This window comes from Streptomyces sp. NPDC028635 (assembly GCF_040637635.1).
In the GTDB taxonomy this organism is placed as follows: Bacteria; Actinomycetota; Actinomycetes; order Streptomycetales; family Streptomycetaceae; genus Streptomyces.
The window spans coordinates 30,491-49,431 of sequence record NZ_JBEZWX010000042.1 but is presented as its reverse complement, the minus strand read 5'-3'; the positions used below and the strand labels follow the sequence as shown (position 1 = coordinate 49,431).

Below are 18,941 nucleotides of genomic sequence, written 5' to 3'. Positions count from 1 at the left end.
TTCCGGCGGTTGAAAGTGCCTTCGTGGCCGACTTCAGTCGGTTGACCGTTCCTTCGTGAGCGACTTGGCGGAGACGGGGAAGTCGAAGTAGGTGCCGGGGTAGGGCTCGGGCTTGTAGGTGTAGTGCCACCACTCCTCTGCGAGGTTCACGAAACCGAGGCTCTCGAGGGTGCTCTTCAGGAGCAGCCGGTTCGCGCGTTGCTCGCCCTGGACGCGCGGGTCGAGGGTGTGCGAAAGAGTGTCGAAGCAGTCGAATCCGGTCCCCATGTCGAGGGAGTTGTCCGGAAAACGCTCCTTCTTGGGGGCGTAACAGGGCACGAGAGGTTGCCCCGGCACGTACGGGTGCGTCGGGCGGGCGGGCAGCCGCACGATCGTGAGGTCCATCGTCGAGCCCCGGCTGTGGCCGGACTTCTCCGCGATGTACCCGTCGGCGAACAGCCGGGTCTTGTCGACGTGCGGATAGAACTCGCCCTTCATCCGCTGGTCGTCGAGGTCCTTCGCCCAGCGCACGAAGTGGTCGACGGCCCGCTGCGGGCGGTAGCAGTCGTACACCTTGAGGCTGTAGCCCTCGCGCAGCAGCTTCTGCTGCGCGAGGTGGAGCGCCTGGGCGGCGGGCCGCGTGAGGATGCACATCGGCTGCTCGTAGCCGTCGATGCGTTCGCCGACGAAGTTGTGCGGGGTGAAGTAACGGATCTCCTGGAGGATCGTGGGGTCCACGGACCTCAGGGCGACGAAGTCCGCGGGGGCCACGGGTTCTGTGGACGCGGGGGTCTTGGGCTCCGTGGACGCACGGGCCGTGGCGGAGGCGAGGGGCACGGTCAGCAAGGCGGTGAGCGCAGTGATCAGCGCTCGCGCCAGGCGGGGCAGTCGTGTCATGCCCTTGCGTCTACCAGGTACGCGGGGCGGCGGGCAGCCGATTGCCCGCATCGGCGGCCGCCGGGACGGTGACGGGGCCCCCGGTCCTACGCTGAGTGATCGCTCGGGAATCCTGCGTGAACGTCTCATGAACTGCGCCTGGGCGGCGCCCCGCGGCGCCATCATGCTCCCGTGCGCTCCTGGACGGATACTCTCCGCTTCGCTTTCCAACCGGTGGTCAATCTCGCCACCGGCGGGGTCGCGGGCCTGGAGATCCTTGCCCGCCCGGAGGTCGGCGACATCCTGGCCGAGGCCCGCCGCGATCCGGAACTGGACGGTCAGCTCGCGGTGTCGGCGTTCCGCGCGGCCGTGCACAAGGAGACGCTGCTGCCGTTGCAGGTGAACGTCTTCGCGGGGACCGTGGCCGATCTCGGCGGGCTGGCCGCGTTGCACGACGCGGTGCGCGAGGCCGGCCGGCTGCCCTGGGAGGTGACCGTCGACATCGGCCCTCCGTACACGCACGTGCCGCAGCGGGCGCTGCTGGAAGCCGTGAGCGTGCTGCGCCGCCAGGGCTTCCGGATCAGCGCCGACGGGGTCGGGGACGGCGACGTGCCGCTGCGGCTGCTCACGGACCTCTCCCCCGAGCTGGTGAAGCTCGACGCGTCGCTGCTGGCGCGGCCCGCGGCGGTGCGGGCGATGCGGACACTGTGCGACGAACTGGGCGCCCTGCTGGCCGTGGAGGGCGTCGAGACGGAGTCCCAGTGCACCGCGGCCCTGGCGGCCGGTGCGCAGCTGGCCCAAGGCGAGCTGTTCGCGCCGCCGGCGCGGCTGCCCGCTGCGGACGTATACGTTCCGCCCCGCTCCCCCGGCCTCGTCCCGCTGCCCCGCTCGGGGCCGCCGGTCCGGCAGTTCGTCCGCCCGGCCGCGCTGCTGCCCGCCGACGCCTCCGCGGGCCGGGTGCGGGACCTGCTGACCGGGTCGCCCGACGTGTCGGGGGTGCTGCTGGTGGACCGTGCCGGGGTACCGGTGCGGTCCGTGCACCGCTCGCGCTTCCTGCTGACGATGTCCGGGCGTTACGGCCACGCCCTGTACGCCGACCGTCCCGCGGCCAAGCTCGGGGATCCCCCGCGGACGGTCGGGATCGACGCCACTGCCTGGGAGGTGCTGGACGTGGTGGCGGTCGGCGGTCGCGACCGCACCTCCGACGATGTCGCGGTCGTCGAAGCGGGTGGGCGGTGCGTGGGGGTCGTACGTCTGGCGGACCTGGTGCGGGCGCTCGCCGAGAGCCGTGTGGAGGAGGCCGCCGGGCTCAATCCGCTGACCCGGCTGCCGGGGTCGGACGCGATCACCGGCGAGGTGGACCGCCGGATCGCGGCCGGGCGGGCGTTCGCACTGAGCTGGCTGGACGTCGACCACTTCAAGCAGGTCAACGACGGGGCGGGCTTCGCGGCCGGCGACGAGCTGATCCGCTCGGTCGGGCGGGCGCTGCAGCGGGCCGCGTCCGGCACCACGCGCGTGGGACACATCGGCGGGGACGATTTCCTGGTACTCGCCGATCCGGAGGGCCTCGGTGCGCTGGTGGCGGCCGTGCTGGACGCACCGTGGGCGGCAGGTGGCCTGCCGGTGACGCTGTCCCTGGCCACGGTGGTGTGCGCACCGGGGACCGTCAGCGACCACCGGGAGGCGGCGGCGTCCCTGGCGCCGTTGAAGAAGGCGGCGAAGGCGCTGCGCGGGGCGAGCTGGGTGCTGGGCCGCGCCGGCCTGGCCGGCCATGAGGTCCTGCGGGGGGCGGAGGGGGCTCCGGTGGCGTCCTGAGGGGCTCGGGGGCGAGGAGGCCACCTCCGGCGCCACTGGCGGCCTTTGGCGCCACTGGCGGCCTTTGGCCCGCGGGGGCCTTGGAGGCCCGCGGGGACGGCCTTGGGGGCCCGCCGGGCCGCCTTGGAGGTCCGCGGGGCGGGTCGGAGGTCCACAGGGCCGCCTTGGAGGTCCGCAGGGCGGCTGGGAGGTCCGCAGGGCGTCCTTCGGGTCGGCTGAGACTCCGGGAGAGGCGTGGGGCCGCTCGGCACGCTCAGGGAGGCCCACGGCGCGCCCCCGTCGCGGGGCGGGCACGAGCCGGGACGCAGGCGCGTCGACGCCGGACGGTTTCTTCGAACGGGCGGCCGGTGCCAGTGCGTGAGGGGGCCAACGCGTGCGGTCGCCGACCTTGACGCTCCCTGAGCACGGGGGAAGACTTCCCGTTGTCAGCCGACATCGCCGTACATTCTCGGCGAATCACGCACCGTGCCGTGTGGGCTCTCTGCGTACCAGGCCTGTCTCGGGGCGGGTCGGCTGCGACGGCACGCTCGTCACGGGCGGACGCCGGGCGGGACGCTCAGGTGGCCCGCCCGCGGCCGGAGCCGCACGGAAAGCGCACCCTGCACGGAGCACCGCGGTTGATCATCGGCCGGACCCGGGAGCCGCCATGCGCAGCGGAGGCACCGCTCGCCGATCCGAGCGATTCTGGAAACCGGCCCCCGGCCCGCCGACGGGAGGACACGCGCGGGCCTCGTCCACCACCCAGCCTGCTGAGCCGAAGCACAAGGGGTAGCCATGACGGACAACGCCGAGAAGTACGTCGCCGCCATCGACCAGGGCACCACGTCGAGCCGCTGCATCATTTTCAACCACTCCGGCGAGATCGTCGCCGTCGACCAGCGCGAGCACCGCCAGATCTTCCCGAAGCCCGGCTGGGTCGAGCACGACGCCACCGAGATCTGGTCGAAGGTGCAGGCGGTGGTCGCCGGCGCGGTCGCCAAAGCCGGGCTGCGCGCCGACCAGCTGAGCGCCCTCGGCATCACCAACCAGCGTGAGACGACCGTCCTGTGGGACCGCGCCACCGGCAAGCCCGTGCACAACGCCATCGTCTGGCAGGACACCCGCACCGCCGGGCTCTGCCGGGAACTGGGCGGATCCGACGGGCAGGACCGCTTCCGTGAGCAGACCGGACTGCCGCTCGCCAGCTACTTCTCCGGGCCCAAGGCCGCCTGGCTGCTGGACAACGTGCCCGACCTGCGCGCCCGCGCCGAGCGCGGGGAGATCGCCTTCGGCACCATCGACTCGTGGCTCATCTGGAACCTCACCGGCGGCACCGACGGCGGACGGCACGTCACCGACGTGACCAACGCCGGGCGGACCATGCTGATGAACCTCGAGACCCTGCAGTGGGATCCCTCCATCCTGTCGGCGATGAACGTGCCGGAAGCGGTGCTGCCGGAGATCCGGTCCTCCGCGGAGGTGTACGGCACGGCAATCGGCCAGCTCGGCGGCGTGCCCGTGGCCTCCGCGCTCGGCGACCAGCAGGCGGCCGTGTTCGGGCAGTGCTGCTATGACGTGGGCACCGCCAAGAACACCTACGGCACGGGCAGCTTCCTGCTGCTCAACACGGGCAACCGTCCGGTGCCGTCCAAGAGCGGACTGCTGACGACGATGGGCTACAAGATCGGGGACGAGGCTCCGGTCTACTGCCTGGAGGGCGCCATCGCGATCACGGGTGCGCTGGTGCAGTGGTTCCGCGACCAGCTCGGCATCATCCGCACGGCGGACGAGATCGAGCCGCTCGCGGCGAGCGTCGAGGACAACGGCGGCGCGTACATCGTGCCCGCGTTCTCCGGGCTGTTCGCACCGTACTGGCGCTCGGACGCACGCGGTGTCGTCACCGGGCTGACCCGGTACGTGACGAAGGCGCACCTCGCGCGTGCGGTACTGGAGGCCACCAGCTGGCAGACCCGTGAGGTCGTGGACGCCATGTTCCAGGACTCGGGCGTGGAGATCACCAGCCTGAAGGTGGACGGCGGCATGACGAAGAACAACCTGCTCATGCAGCACCAGGCCGACGTGCTCGGGGTGCCGGTGATCAGGCCCAAGGTCTCCGAGACCACCTGCCTGGGCGCGGCCTACGCCGCGGGACTGGCCACCGGGGTGTGGAACGACCTGGACGAGCTGAAGGCGCACTGGCAGGAGGACGCCGAGTGGAGGCCGTCGATGGAGGAGTCGGTGCGCGAGCGCGAGTACCACAACTGGCGCAAGGCGGTGGAGAAGAGCTTCGGCTGGCTGGAGGACGGTGACGACTAGCCACGCGCGCGTGCGCGGCTTCCGAGGAACTGCGCACCGCACCTGAGAGACACGCGTGCGTGCGCTCACGGACTGCGGCTCGTACCCCGGTCGGCGGGGGTACGAGCCGCGCCCGTGCGTCAGGTATTACGTCAGGTGGTGACGGCCCGGCGGTGTTCCGCCGTGCAGGCCATCGCGTGCTGGACGACGCCGATCAGCACGTCCTTGACCGACCCGCGGTCGCGGGCGTCGCACAGCACGACCGGAACCTCGTCGTCCAGGTCCAGCGCCGCGCGGACGTCCTCGGCCGGATGGCGTGCGGCACCCTCGAAGCAGTTGACGCCGACGACGAAGGGGATGGAGCGGCGCTCGAAGTAGTCGACGGCGGCGAAGCAGTCCTCCAGGCGGCGGGTGTCGGCGAGGACGACGGCGCCGAGCGCGCCCCCCGACAACTCGTCCCACATGAACCAGAAGCGTTCCTGGCCGGGTGTGCCGAAGAGGTACAGCACGAGGTCCTCGCGGAGGGTGATGCGCCCGAAGTCCATCGCGACGGTGGTGGTGTGCTTGCTCTCCACTCCTCGCGTGTCGTCGACCGGGCGTCCCGCCTCGGTGAGCAGTTCCTCGGTGCGCAGCGGCCTGATCTCGCTGACCGCGCCGACCAGCGTGGTCTTGCCCACGCCGAAGCCGCCGGCCACGAGGATCTTGAGCGTGACGGGCTCGACCGGGGGCTTGCCTCGTTCAGAGCGCCCGAAGATCATCGGTTCCTTCTCCTGCTCGCTGGGTGTCGTCCGGCGGCGGGCCGTAGCCCCCTCCGCCGGGGGTTTCGATGACGAGTACGTCGCCGGGTGCGACGTCGGCCGAGCCGCTGCCGCCTAGGCGGGTCACGGTGCCGTCGGCGCGCTCGATCCGGTTGGCGCCCAGGGCTCCCGGCCGGCCTCCCGCCATCCCGTAGGGCGGCACCCTGCGGTGCTGCGACAGCGTGGAGACGGTCATGGGGGCGTCGAAGCGGATGCGGCGCACCGCTCCGTCGCCGCCGCACCACCGTCCGGCTCCGCCGCTGCCGCGCCGGATCGCGAACTCCTCGAGCCGCACGGGCAGCCGCCACTCCAGCACCTCGGGGTCGGTGAGCCGGGAGTTCGTCATATGGGTCTGCACGACGCCGGCGCCGGGGAAACCGTCCCCGGCGCCGGACCCGGAGGCGACGGTCTCGTAGTACTGGTGCCGGTCGTTGCCGAAGGTGACGTTGTTCATCGTGCCGGAACCCTCGGCCTGCACGCCCAGCGCCGCGTACAGCGCACCGGTGATGGCCTGGGACGTCTCCACATTGCCGGCCACGACGGCGGCGGGCGGCTCGGGCGCCAGCATCGAGCCGGGCGGCACGATGATCCGCAGCGGGCGCAGGCAGCCGTCGTTGAGCGGGATGTCATCGGCGACCAGGGTGCGGAAGACGTACAGGACGGCGGCGTTGACGACCGAGAAGGGCGCGTTGAAGTTCGTGTCCAGCTGTGCGGAGGTGCCGGTGAAGTCGATGGTGGCGGTGCGCTCGGCGCGGTCCACGCGCACGCGTACCCGGATCACCGCCGAGGAGTCCGTCTCGTAGGCGTACTCGCCGTCGTCCAGCGCGTCGATCACCCGGCGGACGGCCTCTTCGGCGTTGTCCTGGACGTGCCTCATGTACGCCTGGACGACGTCGAGTCCGACCGCGTCGATCATGCGGCCGACCTCCTCGACGCCCTTGTGGTTGGCGGCGATCTGGGCCCGCAGGTCGGCGAGGTTGGTTGCGGGGTTGCGTGAGGGGTGCGGCGCCTCGGTCAGCAGGCGGTAGGTCTCCTGCTCGCGCAGCCGGCCGCCTTCGGCGAGCAGCCAGTTGTCGAACAGCACCCCTTCCTCCTCGATGGTCCGGCTGCCCGCGGGCATGGAGCCCGGCGCGATGCCGCCGATCTCGGCGTGGTGGCCCCGGGAGGCGACGTGGAAGAGGATCCGCTCACCCTCCGTGTCGAAGACGGGGGTGATCACGGTGACGTCGGGCAGATGGGTGCCGCCGTGGTACGGGTCGTTGACGGCGTAGGTGTCGCCGGGCCGCATCCGGGCCCCGCGGCGTGTGATGACCTCCTTGACGCTGGTGCCCATCGAGCCCAGGTGGACGGGGATGTGCGGGGCGTTGGCCACCAGGTTCCCGTCGGGGTCGAACAGGGCGCAGGAGAAGTCCAGACGCTCCTTGATGTTGACCGACTGGGCGGTGGACTCCAGGCGGGCGCCCATCTGTTCCGCGATCGACATGAAGAGGTTGTTGAAGATCTCCAGCCGGACGGGATCGGTTTCCGTGCCGATGTGGGAACTCTGCGTGACCGCGACGCGTTCCATGACCAGATGCCCGTCGTCACGGGCGACGGCCTCCCAGCCGTCGTCGACGACGGTGGTCGCACTGGCCTCCGTGATGATCGCGGGTCCGGTGACGGCATGGCCGGGAGCCAGGTGCTCACGGCGGTGCAGGGGTACGTCGCGCCAGGCGCCGCCGGTGTGGAGGCGGACGGTCTCGGGCGCGGCCGGGGTGCCTTCGTACGGGGCGAGGGCGGACAGATCGGGGGGTTCAGTGATGCCGGTGGCTTCGACGGAGAGGGCTTCGACGACGATCGGACGGTCGAGCGTGAAGGAGTACGTGGCGCGATGACGTTCCTCGAACGCCTGCCGCATGGCATCCGGCTCGGTCAGCTCGACGGTGAGGGTGGTGTCGGTGCCGTCGTAGCGCAGTTGGGCACGGCGGCTGACACGGATGCGGTCCTCGGGCACGTCCTCGGCGAGGAGTTCCGCGCGGGCCGCGGCCTCCAGGTCGTCGGCCGTCCGGCGCACGCCGGGGAGTGCGGAGGGATCCAGTGGTGCCTCGACGGACTGTTCGCGCATGGCGGTGGTGTCGGCGAGGCCGATGCCGAGGGCGGACAGCACGCCGGCCATGGGCGGGACGAGGACGGTGCGGATGCCGAGCGAGTCGGCCACCCTGCACGCGTGCTGGCCGCCCGCGCCGCCGAACGTGGTGAGGGTGTAGCGGGTGACGTCGTGGCCCTTCTGCACGGAGATCCGCTTCACCGCGTTGGCGATGTTGGCGACGGCGATCTGCAGGTAGCCCTCGGCGACCTGTTCGGGGGTGCGGTTGTCGCCGGTCCGCTCATGGATCCGCCGGGCGAGCGCGGTGAAGCGGTCCCGGACGATGTCGGCGTCCAGGGGCTGGTCGCCGTCCGGGCCGAAGACCTGGGGGAAGTGGGCCGGCTGGATACGGCCGAGCATGACGTTGGCGTCCGTCACGGCCAGTGGCCCGCCGGCGCGGTAGCAGGCGGGGCCGGGGTCCGCGCCCGCCGAGTCCGGCCCTACGCGGTAGCGGGAGCCGTCGAAGTGCAGGACCGAGCCGCCTCCGGCCGCGACGGTGTGGATGTCGAGCATCGGCGCGCGCAGCCGGACGCCGGAGATCTGCGTGGTGAAGACGCGTTCGTAGGCGCCGGCGAAGTGCGAGACGTCGGTGGAGGTGCCGCCCATGTCGAAGCCGATGACCCGGTCGAAGCCGGCCAGTTGCGACATCCTGGCCATGCCGACGATGCCACCGGCCGGGCCCGACAGGATGGCGTCCTTGCCGCGGAACTGCCCGGCTTCGGCGAGACCGCCGTTGGACTGCATGAACATCAGCCGTACGCCCTTGAGCTCGTCGGCGACGTGCTGGACGTACCGGCGGAGCACGGGCGAGAGGTAGGCGTCGACGACGGCGGTGTCGCCGCGCGGGACGAGCTTCATCAGGGGGCTGACCTCGCTGGACAGCGAGATCTGCGGGAAACCGATGCGCTCGGCCAGCTCGCCTACGGCCCTCTCGTGCGCCGGGTGGAGATGGCTGTGCATGCAGACCACGGCGACGGCGCGGATCCCGTCGTCGTACGCCTGCCGGAGGGGTCCGGCGAGAGCGTCCAGGTCGGGGGCGCGCAGTACGGTCCCGTCGGCGGCCATGCGTTCGTCGACCTCGACGACCCGCTCGTGGAGCAGTTCGGGCAGCTCGATGCGGCGGGCGAAGATGTGCGGGCGGTTCTGGTAGGCGATGCGCAGGGCGTCGCGGAAGCCGCGGGTGATCACCAGCAGGGTGCGTTCGCCCTTGCGTTCAAGCAGGGCGTTGGTGGCGACCGTGGTGCCCATGCGGACGGCCTCCACCGGCTCCGGGGAACCGGCGAGCAGGGTGCGCACGCCGGTGACGGCCGCGTCCTCATGGCGTGCGGGGGTGTCCGAGAGCAGTTTGTGCGTCAGCAGGCGGCCGTCCGGGCGGCGCGCGACGATGTCGGTGAACGTGCCGCCCCGGTCGACCCAGAACTGCCAGCCCGTCATGTCCTCACCCGGCTTCCACGCTGTTCACAGCGCTCGCAGGCCGTTGATCACGTCGCGCAGAATACTCTCGTCGGGCAGCTCGGCAGGCGGTACGGGCCGGTTCACATGGACGAATTCACCGTGCACGAGATCGCCGACGAGGACCCGGACCACGCCGATGGGCAGATCGAGCTCCGCGGCCAGCTCGGCGACCGACTGCGGGGTGGTGCGGCACAGCTCGACGATGTCCACGTGCTCCGGGGAGAGCGTGGGATCGGTTTCCGGGTCGCCCGCGCCGGGTTCCGCGACGACCACCGCGATCAGGTCGAGGCGGTGCTGGGCCGCACTGGTGGTGCGGCCGCGCGTCATGGCGTACGGGCGGACGACCGGTCCGGCCTCCTCGTCGAACCAGCGGCTGCTTGCCTGACCGTCTGCGCTCATGACCTCTCACTACCCGCCGGAGGGCAGATCGGTGCGCGGCGCGGTGCCCAGATGCACACCGACCCGCTTGACGAGGAGGGTCATCTCGTAGGCGACCTGGCCGACGTCCGAGTCGGCGTCGGACAGCACGGCGAGGCAGCTGCCGTCGCCCGCGGCGGTCACGAAGAGGAAGGCGTCGTCGAGCTCCACCACGGTCTGGCGGACACTGCCGGCCTCGAAGTGGCGGCCCACGCCCTTGGCGAGGCTGTGGAAGCCCGAGGCGACGGCGGCGAGGTGCTCGCCGTCCTCCCGGGTCAGGTCCTTGGACACCCCGGTCGGCAGGCCGTCGCCGGAGAGCACGACGGCCTTGCGGATGCTCGCGACGCGGTCCACCAGGTCGTCGAGCAGCCAGTTGAGCTCCCCGTTGCTGGTCGTGCGGCCGGTCGGCTTCGGTGCGGTCATCGACCGTCCCCCTTAGTGGTTCCCTGTGGTGCTGAGCCGCTCCGGGCGTTCTCGCCGGCGGCGTTCTCCTCGCGGCCGCGCTGCCAGCCCCGCTGGAGCGAGGCCATACGGCTGCGTACTTCCTCCGCGTCCCGTTCCCCGGGCTCGTCCGCCGCGGGGCGGGAGCCATGGGCGGGTGTCTGCTTGAGCTGCGGGGCCAGGCTGGCCTGGCGCACCCGCCGGGGCAACCGGCCCTGCGCGGCGGGAGCCTCGGCGGGCGTGGCGGGCGGCGTGGTACCGGTGGTGTCCCGCTCGTCGGAGGAGGCCCGGGCGGAGGTGTCCGGCCGGCGTGGGTCCTGGCCCTCGGTGCGGGTGCCGGCGGCGGTCGGCTCGGCGGCGTTCCGCTCGTCCGAGGAGGTTCGGCCGGGCCGGCCGGGGCGCTCCGGTGGCCGCCGGTCGTGGTCGTCACGGCTCGGTCCGGCCTCCGCCGGTCCGCTGCCGCCCGGTGTCGACGCGGGCCGGCTCTCGGCGGAGTCGGCCGCGTCGCCGGAGGGCAGATCGTGCCGTCGCGGGGCGACCGGTTCCGACGGCGAGGTCCCGCCACGCGTCCGCCGGGGCAGCGCGGGGGCGCCCGCCGGGTCGTCGGCACCGGCGGTGGCCGGCTCGACCGGGCGGCGGTCGGCCGTGCCGCGGTGGTGTGGTGCCGGGCCGCCACGGCGGCGAGTGGGCAGGGGCGCCAGGTTCTCCCCTTCGGGCGCCGGACGCCGGGGCGCGGGCTCGGCGTCCTCTTCGTCCCGCCGTGAGCGTCGCTCGCCGACCGGACGGCCGTGCGAGCTGACGAGCTTGGGGGTCTGGCGTCGGGACAGCGGCACCGGGCCGCCCGCGGCCTGCGTCCGCTCGTCCGGGTCGACGGTGTCCGCTTCGCGCCGGGCGCCGAGGCTGCCGCGCAGCGATCCGCGTGGTTCGCCCACGGGGGCGTCCGGCGTCCCCGTCACGGAGCGGCGGGGACGGAACAGGCCACTGTCGTCGTCGAGGACGTCGGGCAGGTCGCCGAGCGCGTTCAGATCGACGGGAGCGTCCAGCTCGACCGGGCCGTCCAGCAGCGAGGCGGGCAGGCCCGGCAGCTGCACGGGGCCCTTGGCGAGGGCTGCCCGGCGCCGGCCGGCCGCCTTGGTGTCCTTGGCGGTGTGCGGACGGTCCAGGCGGAAGCCGATGCCGTTGGTGTCGGGGACGTCGTCGCTCAGCAGCGCGTCCGGTAGGAAGACGATGGCGGTGGTGCCGCCGTAGGGGGACGGCTGGAGGGAGACCCGGACGTTCTGGCGCTGGGCGAGCCGGCTGACCACGAACAGGCCGAGCCGGTCGGTGTCCGACAGCTCGAACTCGGGCGTCTCGGCGAGGCGCAGGTTGGCGTCGAGCAGAGCCTCGGCGGTCATGCCCAGGCCGCGGTCGTGTATCTCGAGGGTGAATCCGTTGGCGACCCGCTCGCCGACGACGTGGACGGCGGTGTGGGGCGGTGAGAAGACGGTGGCGTTCTCGAGGAGTTCGGCGACGAGGTGGGTGAGGTCGGCGACGGCCGGGCCGGTGACGGCGACCCGCGGCAGCCGGCGGACCTCGATGCGTTCGTAGTCCTCGACCTCCGCGACGGCGGCCCGGACCACGTCCATCAGCTGGACGGGTTTGCGCCACTGCCGGGAGGGGGCGGCACCGGAGAGGATCACCAGGCCCTCGGCGTGCCGGCGCATCCGGGTCGTCAGGTGGTCGAGGCGGAAGAGGTCGGCGAGTTCCTCGGTGTCCTCGGTCCTGCGCTCCATGGTGTCGAGCAGAGTGAGCTGCTTGTGCAGCAGGACCTGGCTGCGGCGGGCGAGGTTGACGAACACCTCGGAGACGCCGGCGCGCAACTCGGCCTGCTTCACGGCGGCTTCGACGGCGGCGCGCTGCAGGGTGTTGAGGGCCTGCCCGACTTCGCCGATCTCGTTCCGGTCGTACTCCAGGCGCGGGACCTCGGTCTCCACGTCGACCTTCTCGCCGGCGGACAGGCGCCGCATCACGCTGGGCAGCCGCACGCCGGACGCCTCGTGCGCCTCCGTGCGCAGCTGGCGCAGGTCCCGGACGAGGGCGCGGCCGATGCGCACCGACAGCAGCAGGGACAGCACCAGGGCGACGAGGCCGAGGGCCGCGGCGAAGACCGCCTTGAGGATGACGTTCATCGCGACGGGCTGGACCCGGTCCTGGTAGCGGTCGCCCGCCTGGTCGTCGAGGGTGCCGAGGTCCCGCAGCGTGGTGCCTGCCGCGGTGTCCCAGTCTTTGGCGGTCACGCCGTCGGGCAGGCGGCCGGGGGACGCGGTGACGACCGACTGTTCGGCGGAGCGCAGCGGTGCGGTGGTGGCGTTCCTCCAGAAGCGTTCGTAGCGTTCGCGCTCCCCGCCGGGCAGTTGCGGGAGGCTGACCTCGTAGAGGACCTCTCGCTGGGCGACCAGGTCGAAGACATGGCGCATCTCGTCCCGGCGGAGCTTTCCGACCACCAGGGCCGAGCCGAGCAGGGCGTCCTCGCGGGAGAGAAGTTCGCGGGCGCGGGCGGCGTTGACGAGGGCCCGGTACTCCTTGTCCATCTCGACGCTGTCGACGACGTCGAGTTTGGACAGCAGGGTGAAGCACGGGTCGACCAGGCGGTCGTAGAGGTCGAGGGCCTGGGCTCGGCTGACGGTGCCCTGTTCGACGCTGCGGCGCAGGGAGTCGATGCCGTCGAAGGCGTCCAGGATGGCGGTGACGGCCTCGCTGTCGTCCGTGTCGAGGTCCTCGCGCACATCGGACGTCGTCGCCCCGCGCCGCACCTCGGCGACGGCCTTGTCGGTGGCGGTGCGGGTGCGGCGCAGCGCGGACAGGGCGTCGGCGGCCCGTGGGTCCGCCAGGTAGACGAGGGTCTGCCGGCGTTCCTGCTGCAGGACGCGGACGGTGTCCTCGACCGGAAAGCCGACGTTCTCCATGACGGAGGAGACCCCGAACAGCCGGGCGGCCTCCCGTCCGGTGAGCACCGTGGCGAAGCCCCAGATCGCGGTCAGGGACACCAGCGGCACGAGAAGCAGCGCCACGATCTTCCGGCGGATCGACTTCCCGCGAAAGCGCATGGCCTCCCCCAGCTCGACCCCCACCAGCAGGGGGTACACATGTACGTCAACAAACGGCGCGAGCCTACTACCGACGGACAGGGAACTCGAAGAGCCGTCCGGAACCTGAACTTCCGTACCGGTGGCGCGACATGGGGAAGTGTCGGGGCATTGCGGGAGATTGTCCGGCGGGCTACGGCGGGACGGCCGCCGCGGACCGGCGCAGCGAACTTCGGGAACTGGCTGAATTCTTACGCCGCGTGGGAATCTTCGCGCGGTCCTGTTCGTCCTTCTCTACAGGAAATGGGGGCGGAAGGCGCCACAGGAGCCACATCCCGCCTCCCGGGGGCATAAAGCAGCGCAAGCCGGGCAGCCAGTCAAGGAGCCGGAGATCTTCCGGTGACGAGGGGAACGGTTCGACCGGCGGTGGGGAGGGGCACGTTGATGGGCACGGCGGAGCGGCGCCAGGCACCTGGAACCGGCACGACGGGAGGCACGACGAAGCGGCGGGGACGGCAACGCCCGGATCTCGGTGGTCCGGCCGACGAGGGCCCGGCCGAGCGGGCGGTTCCCGGAAGCCGGGAAACGTACCGGCCGTTGTGGGTCGAGGAGCCCGCACGACGGCGCCGGCTGCCCGACCCGGTGCGCACGGCCGCCGTGAGGGCGGTGCTGATCATCGCCGTGACCCTGATACAGGCCGTGGTGGCCTTCCTGTGCACCATGGCCGGGTCCTGGCTGGCCTTCCCGATGGTGCTGAGCAGCATCGCGAGCACCGTGGTCGCCACCTGGAGCGTCCTCGACGTGTGGGTGACCCGCCAGGTGTGGAACCAGCGCAACGGCGTGGTGTCGACACCGAGCAGCACCGCGCGGGCGCTGCGCCGCGAGCGGCGGCGCGCCCGGCGGGCGGCCGAGCGGGGCCAGGGGCGGATACGGCGGCGCGGGGGCGCCGGACAGCTGTCGCACCCCTGACACCACGGGCGCACCCCTGGCACCGCGGGTGCACCCCTGACACCACGGGTGCACCCTGACACCGCGGGCCGCCGCCCCACGAGCGGCTAGGGAGTCGTCGGGGCCGGTCGCTTGTACATCCGCGTCGCTGTGATCTCGCTGTGTGCCGCCTCCCCGGCGGGGATCTGCTGGGGCAGACCGGGCCGCAGGTGTTCCTCGACGCTGATGTACTTCAGGCCGGCCCGCAGGTCGGCGTCGTTGCGCAGCCGGATCACCAGCGGGAACTCCGCGAGGGCGGTGGTGTCGAACAGGCCGGTGGTGTACAGCAGTTGCACACCGAGCGCGTCGGACACGGCTCGCTGCAGCTCCAGGAGATAGGTGGCGTTGGCGCGGCCGATGGGGTTGTCGAGGAACAGCGTGCCGGCGTGCCGGTGCTTGTCCCGGCCCCGGTCGTTGGACCGCAGCGCGGCCATCGTGCAGTACAGCGCGATCGCGGCAGTGAGCAGCTGGCCGCCGGAGAACACGTCGCCCATCTGCCCGACCGGTACCCGCTCGGCGCGCAGCACGGCGTCCGGCTTGAGGATCTCCACGGCGACGCCCTTGGGCTGCAGGGCCGCGGCCACCCCGCGCAGCAGCAGGGACATGCCGTCGCGGCGCAGGTCGGAGTTCTTCTTCACGGCCGCGCGGGTGGCCTCGTCGATGACTTCGCCGAGGCGCTCGGTGAGGGTCGCCTGGTCGGGCTCCTCGAAGCGGATGCGCAAGAACTCCTGCCCGGACCACTCGCCGAGCCCCTCGGGCAGCCGGGACAGCCGCTGAGCCGAGCGAAGGGTGGCCAGCGCGGTCTCCACGAGGCCGCGCAGCCGGTCCACGATCGAGTCGCGGTTGCGCTCCAGCTGCGCCAGCTCATCGGTGAGGACGCGCAGGCGGGGCGCGAAGGCGTCGGCCCACTTCTGGGCGTGCTCGGGCAGCGCGGAGGCGGGCAGTTCGCGGATCTGCTGCCGGGCCGGGGTGCGGACCTGCTCGTAGCGGGTGGAGTTGGCGTGCCGGACGAGGATGTCGCTCGCCTCGCGGACGGAGGCCTCGGCGGCGGACAGGTCGGCGGCGCAGCCGCGCAGGGAACGGCGGGTCTCGGCGGCCGCCTGACGGGCCTCCTCCAGCGTGCCGGGGTAGGGCTCGGACTCCTCCTGTTCCTCCTCGCCGGCGTGCTCGCGCAGCAGGTCGCGGAGCATCGCGGCGAGTTCCTCGAAGCCGCCGACCGCGTCCTCGGCGGCGCGGTGGGCCTGGAGCAGCTCGGCGTGCGCGTCGCGCGCCTGGGCCAGGGCCTCGGTGCGCGAGCCGAGTTCGGCGCTCGCCGTGCGCAGCAGGGCCTGCGCGTGGTCGGCGTCGCGGGGGACGAGTTCCTCGGGCAGTTCGGTGTGGGCCTCGCCGTCCTCGGGGGCGTGCCGTTCGGCCTCGCCGCGCAGCCGGCCGAGCTGTTCGCTCGCGTTCGACATGCGCGTCTCCAGGAGCTGCACCAGCTCCTCGGCGCGGGCGGCGGCCGCCTGCCGGGACGGCCCGTCGGAGCCGTCGGGGGATTCGAGCAGCTGCTCGGCGCGGGTGCGGACCTTGTTGCTCAGCCGGTCCAGTTCGGCCCGGGCGGCGCTCTCGTCGCTCTCGGCGCGGGCCTGTTCGGCCCGCAGATCGGCGCCGACACCCACCTTCTCGTACACCTGGGAAGCGGCCCGGTAGGCCTCGCGCAGCGCGGGCAGGGACGTCTTGACCGTGTCCCCGTCCGCCTCCGGTACGTCGTCGGGGGCGCCGGCGATCTCGGAGCGCTCGGCGCGCAGCGCGCGTGCGGTGCGGCGGGCGTCGTCGGCGGCGCGCTGGGCGGCGCGGCGGTCCTCGTCGGCGGCGCGGGCCCGCTCCAGGCAGGCCTGGGCGCGGGCCTCGCTCTCGGTGGCCTCGTCGGCGAGTTCGCGCACGCGGGCCTGCCAGCCGGCGCGTTCGCGCAGCCGGAAGGCGAGTCCGGCCAGGGCGTCGGCGGCGCGGCGGGCCTTCTGCGCGGCCTCCTGCCGCTCGTCGCGGACGCGGACCGCCTCGGCGGCGGTCTCCTCGGCCTCGGCGCGGGCGGTGCGGGCCTCGGTCAGCTCCGCCTCGGTCTCCTCGGCGAACGCGCGTGCCTCACGGGCGGCCTCGGCGAGTTCGACGAGCCGTCCGGCGGGGCAGCCGGTGCGCCAGGACGCGAGCCGCGCGGACAGCTCGCGGTCCTTGCCCAGGCGTGCGGCGAGGGCGCGGATCTCCTCGTCGCGCTCGGTCGCCCGGGCGCGCAGCGCCTGCCGTTCCTCGTCGGCGGCGTGCTCGTCGTGCATGGCCGGGTTCGGCGGGACGAGGAACACGTCCCCGGTGTCCGTCTCCACGGCCGGGGTGGGGGCCAGCAGGGCGGCGGCGGTGCCGACGGCGACGGCCGAGCGGGGCAGCAGGGCCGCGTCGCCGAGCGCCTGACGCGCGCGGGCGTGCGAGTCGGGGTCGGTGATGATCACGCCGTCGACGAGTTCGGGCCGGGCGGCCAGCACGCGCGCGTGGTCGGCGGGGTCGACGGCCTGGGCGAGGTAGCGCCAGCCGGGCAGGGCGGGGATGCCGTGCTCGCCGAGGAACTCGACGGTGGCGAGGACGTCCGGGCCGGGCGGCAGCAGCCCGCCGTCACCGAGCGCGCCCAGGATGCGGGCGTCGTCGGCGGCGGCCGTACGCAGGTCGAACAGCTGGCGTTCGGCCGAGGAGACGGCGTCGTCGAGGAGTCCACGCAGCTCGTCGGCGCAGCGGTCCAGCTCCTCCGGCGTCAGGGCACCCCGGCCGCCGGTGTCGTCGCCCTGCCGGGGCTGCGGGATGGCGGAGCGCGTGTCGGTCAGGCCGAGCAGCTCCGCGAGCCGCTCCTCGCGGGACAGCGCCTCCGCGGTGCGGCGTTCGCCGTCGTGGGAGCGCTCGGCGGCGGTGGCGGCGTCGGCCGCGCGGGCGGCGGTCAGTTCGGCGCGGGTCTCGGCGGCGGCCGCCTCGCGCGCGTGCTCGGTGGCCCGGCGCGCCGCCTCGCGGGCGGTGTCCCAGGCGGCGACCGCGGTCTTCTCGGCGTCGCTGGCGGCGAGGGCGGCGCGGGCCGGGTCGGCGTCGGGTGTGCTGTCGTCGAGCCAGCCGGCGCGGACGGCCTCGGCGGTCTCCTGTTCGACCTCGCTGAGGCGCTGGCGCAGATGCCCGACCTCACTGCGGGCGCGCTGCGCCTCGGTCGCGGCGGCGGTGGAGTCCCGGTAGGCCGCGTCGCTGACCTCCTGGAGCTGCGCGGAGCGTTCCTCCTCCTCGTTGGCGAGGTTCTCGGCGTTCTCCGCGGCAGCGTGCAGGGCCCGGACGAGGTCGACGGCGGCCTTGGTGCGCGCGGCGAGCGCGGGGGCCGCGTCCCGCTCCGCCTCCTGGATCGCGGCCGACACCCGGGCGACCCGGTCGGCGGCCGCGCGGTGGCGCAGGACGGCCTCGGCGGCCTGCCAGGCGGCGTGCAGGGTGCGGGCGTCGGCCAGCTCCCGCTTCTGCGCCGCGGCGGCCTTCTCGGCGGCGGCCAGGGCCAAGGAGGCGTGCCGGTAGGCGAGTTCGGCCGCGATGAGGGCGCTGCGCTCGCGGGCGCCCTCGCTGTGCGTGACGGCGTAGGCGGCGGCGGTGACCCGCTGGGCGAGGTCGGTGGCGCGGGCGCGTTCCTGCACGGCCCGTGCGGTCAGCCGGCGGGCCAGGGTGCGGGTGCGGCGCTCGGCGCCCGCGTGAATGTCTCGCGCGCGGGCGCGGGCGTCGGCCGCTTCGACGATCCGGCCGAGCAGGTCGACGGAGCCGGCGGTGAAGTCGCGTTCGGCGATCAGCTCGGCGCGCCGGCCGAGCTTGTTGCCGAAGCCGCCGACCAGGTCGGCGAGGCCGTCGGTGTCGCGGGTGTCGGTGACCGCGCGCAGCAGCAGGTCGGTGAAGTCGGAGTCCTTCTTCACCGCGAACAGGCCGGCGGCCTCACCCTCGTCGGCGTTCATCTCCCGCTGGTAGCGGAAGAGTTCGGGATCGAGGCCGAGGTCGCCGAGGTGCTCGATCCAGCGGTCGTGGATCTCCTCCCAGTGCACCTCCAGGTGCGGGTACGCCTTGCCGGCCTCGGTGAGGGCGTCACGGAAGCCCTTCATGGTGCGACGGCGGCCCTGTGCGCCGGACTGGCCCTCGACGGGCGGGCGCACGGCGGTGGACTCGGCGACCGGCAGGTTGTCCAGGGTGAGCCCGGGGCCGGGCCGGAAGGAGTACCAGGCCTCGGCGAACTTGCGCGGGTCGTTGGAGACCTGGCGGCCGCGCCACTCGCTGACCTTGCCGACGACGACGCACTCGCCGGTCTGCACGTGCTGCCACTCCAGGGCGACGTGCCCGCAGTCGTCGGCGAGCAGGAACTTGCGCAGCACGCCGGAGCTGGCGCCGCCGAGGGTGTTGCGGTGGCCCGGCAGCATCACCGAGAAGATCAGTTTGAGCAGGACGGACTTGCCGCCGCCGTTCTCCAGGAAGAGCACACCCGCCGGGGCGGGACGGCGCGGCGGGCCGACCGGCTCCTCCTCGAAGAACTCCGCCTGGGTGGGCGCGGGGTCGGGCACCGGCTCACCCACGCCTCGCAGGTCAAGCACGGTGTCGGCGTAGCGGGCACCGGCGGGACCGATGGAGTAGAGGCGGACCCGGGACAGCTCGTACATGGCGGACTCTCGTTAAGTCTTCGAAACA

The 18,941-nt window shown here is 73.2% G+C and carries 10 protein-coding genes; 3 read left to right on the top strand and 7 right to left on the bottom strand.

Going from position 1 to position 18,941, the window contains the following annotated elements:
• Positions 1-33: 33 nt before the first annotated feature.
• Positions 34-876, bottom strand: a complete 843-nt coding sequence (locus AB0E88_RS30555; RefSeq protein WP_361637380.1) for a M15 family metallopeptidase — start codon at positions 874-876, stop codon at positions 34-36.
• Between the two features lie 171 nt (positions 877-1,047).
• Between AB0E88_RS30555 and AB0E88_RS30550 the strand changes: the two genes are divergently transcribed.
• Together AB0E88_RS30550 and glpK are read left to right on the top strand one after the other, a co-directional pair.
• Positions 1,048-2,670, top strand: coding sequence for a GGDEF domain-containing protein (locus AB0E88_RS30550; protein ID WP_361637378.1), 1,623 nt, complete (start codon positions 1,048-1,050; stop codon positions 2,668-2,670).
• Positions 2,671-3,444: 774 nt separating this feature from the next.
• Entirely contained in the window at positions 3,445-4,965 is a 1,521-nt protein-coding gene (gene glpK / locus AB0E88_RS30545; RefSeq protein ID WP_361637375.1) for a glycerol kinase GlpK, read from the top strand.
• Between the two features lie 131 nt (positions 4,966-5,096).
• Here the strand turns inward: glpK and AB0E88_RS30540 are convergent, their stop codons facing one another.
• The 5 genes from AB0E88_RS30540 to AB0E88_RS30520 are packed head-to-tail and all read right to left on the bottom strand — an operon-like array spanning position 5,097 to position 13,265.
• Positions 5,097-5,702 carry an ATP/GTP-binding protein gene (locus tag AB0E88_RS30540; RefSeq protein WP_361637372.1) on the bottom strand — a complete coding sequence of 202 codons (606 nt, stop codon included), beginning with the start codon at positions 5,700-5,702 and terminating at the stop codon, positions 5,097-5,099.
• Positions 5,683-9,300 (bottom strand): hydantoinase B/oxoprolinase family protein, encoded by a 3,618-nt coding sequence (locus tag AB0E88_RS30535; RefSeq protein WP_361637369.1) that lies wholly within the window; start codon positions 9,298-9,300, stop codon positions 5,683-5,685. The genes AB0E88_RS30540 and AB0E88_RS30535 overlap by 20 nt, the downstream gene beginning before the upstream one ends.
• 24 nt (positions 9,301-9,324) lie before the next feature.
• Positions 9,325-9,720 (bottom strand): DUF742 domain-containing protein, encoded by a 396-nt coding sequence (locus tag AB0E88_RS30530; protein ID WP_361637366.1) that lies wholly within the window; start codon positions 9,718-9,720, stop codon positions 9,325-9,327.
• Between the two features lie 9 nt (positions 9,721-9,729).
• On the bottom strand, positions 9,730-10,161 hold the full coding sequence (locus tag AB0E88_RS30525; protein ID WP_361637363.1) for a roadblock/LC7 domain-containing protein: 432 nt from the start codon (positions 10,159-10,161) through the stop codon (positions 9,730-9,732).
• Positions 10,158-13,265: a nitrate- and nitrite sensing domain-containing protein gene (locus AB0E88_RS30520; RefSeq protein WP_361637406.1), complete on the bottom strand. Its 3,108-nt coding sequence runs from the start codon at positions 13,263-13,265 to the stop codon at positions 10,158-10,160. The genes AB0E88_RS30525 and AB0E88_RS30520 overlap by 4 nt, the downstream gene beginning before the upstream one ends.
• Positions 13,266-13,688: 423 nt before the next feature.
• On the opposite strand from AB0E88_RS30520, the gene AB0E88_RS30515 reads away from it, so the two are divergent.
• A complete protein-coding gene (locus AB0E88_RS30515) occupies positions 13,689-14,213 on the top strand; it encodes a hypothetical protein (protein ID WP_361637360.1) in 525 nt (174 codons plus the stop codon).
• 86 nt (positions 14,214-14,299) lie between these two features.
• Here AB0E88_RS30515 and AB0E88_RS30510 read toward each other — a convergent pair whose 3' ends face one another.
• On the bottom strand, positions 14,300-18,913 hold the full coding sequence (locus tag AB0E88_RS30510; protein ID WP_361637357.1) for a hypothetical protein: 4,614 nt from the start codon (positions 18,911-18,913) through the stop codon (positions 14,300-14,302).
• Positions 18,914-18,941: the final 28 nt, after the last annotated feature.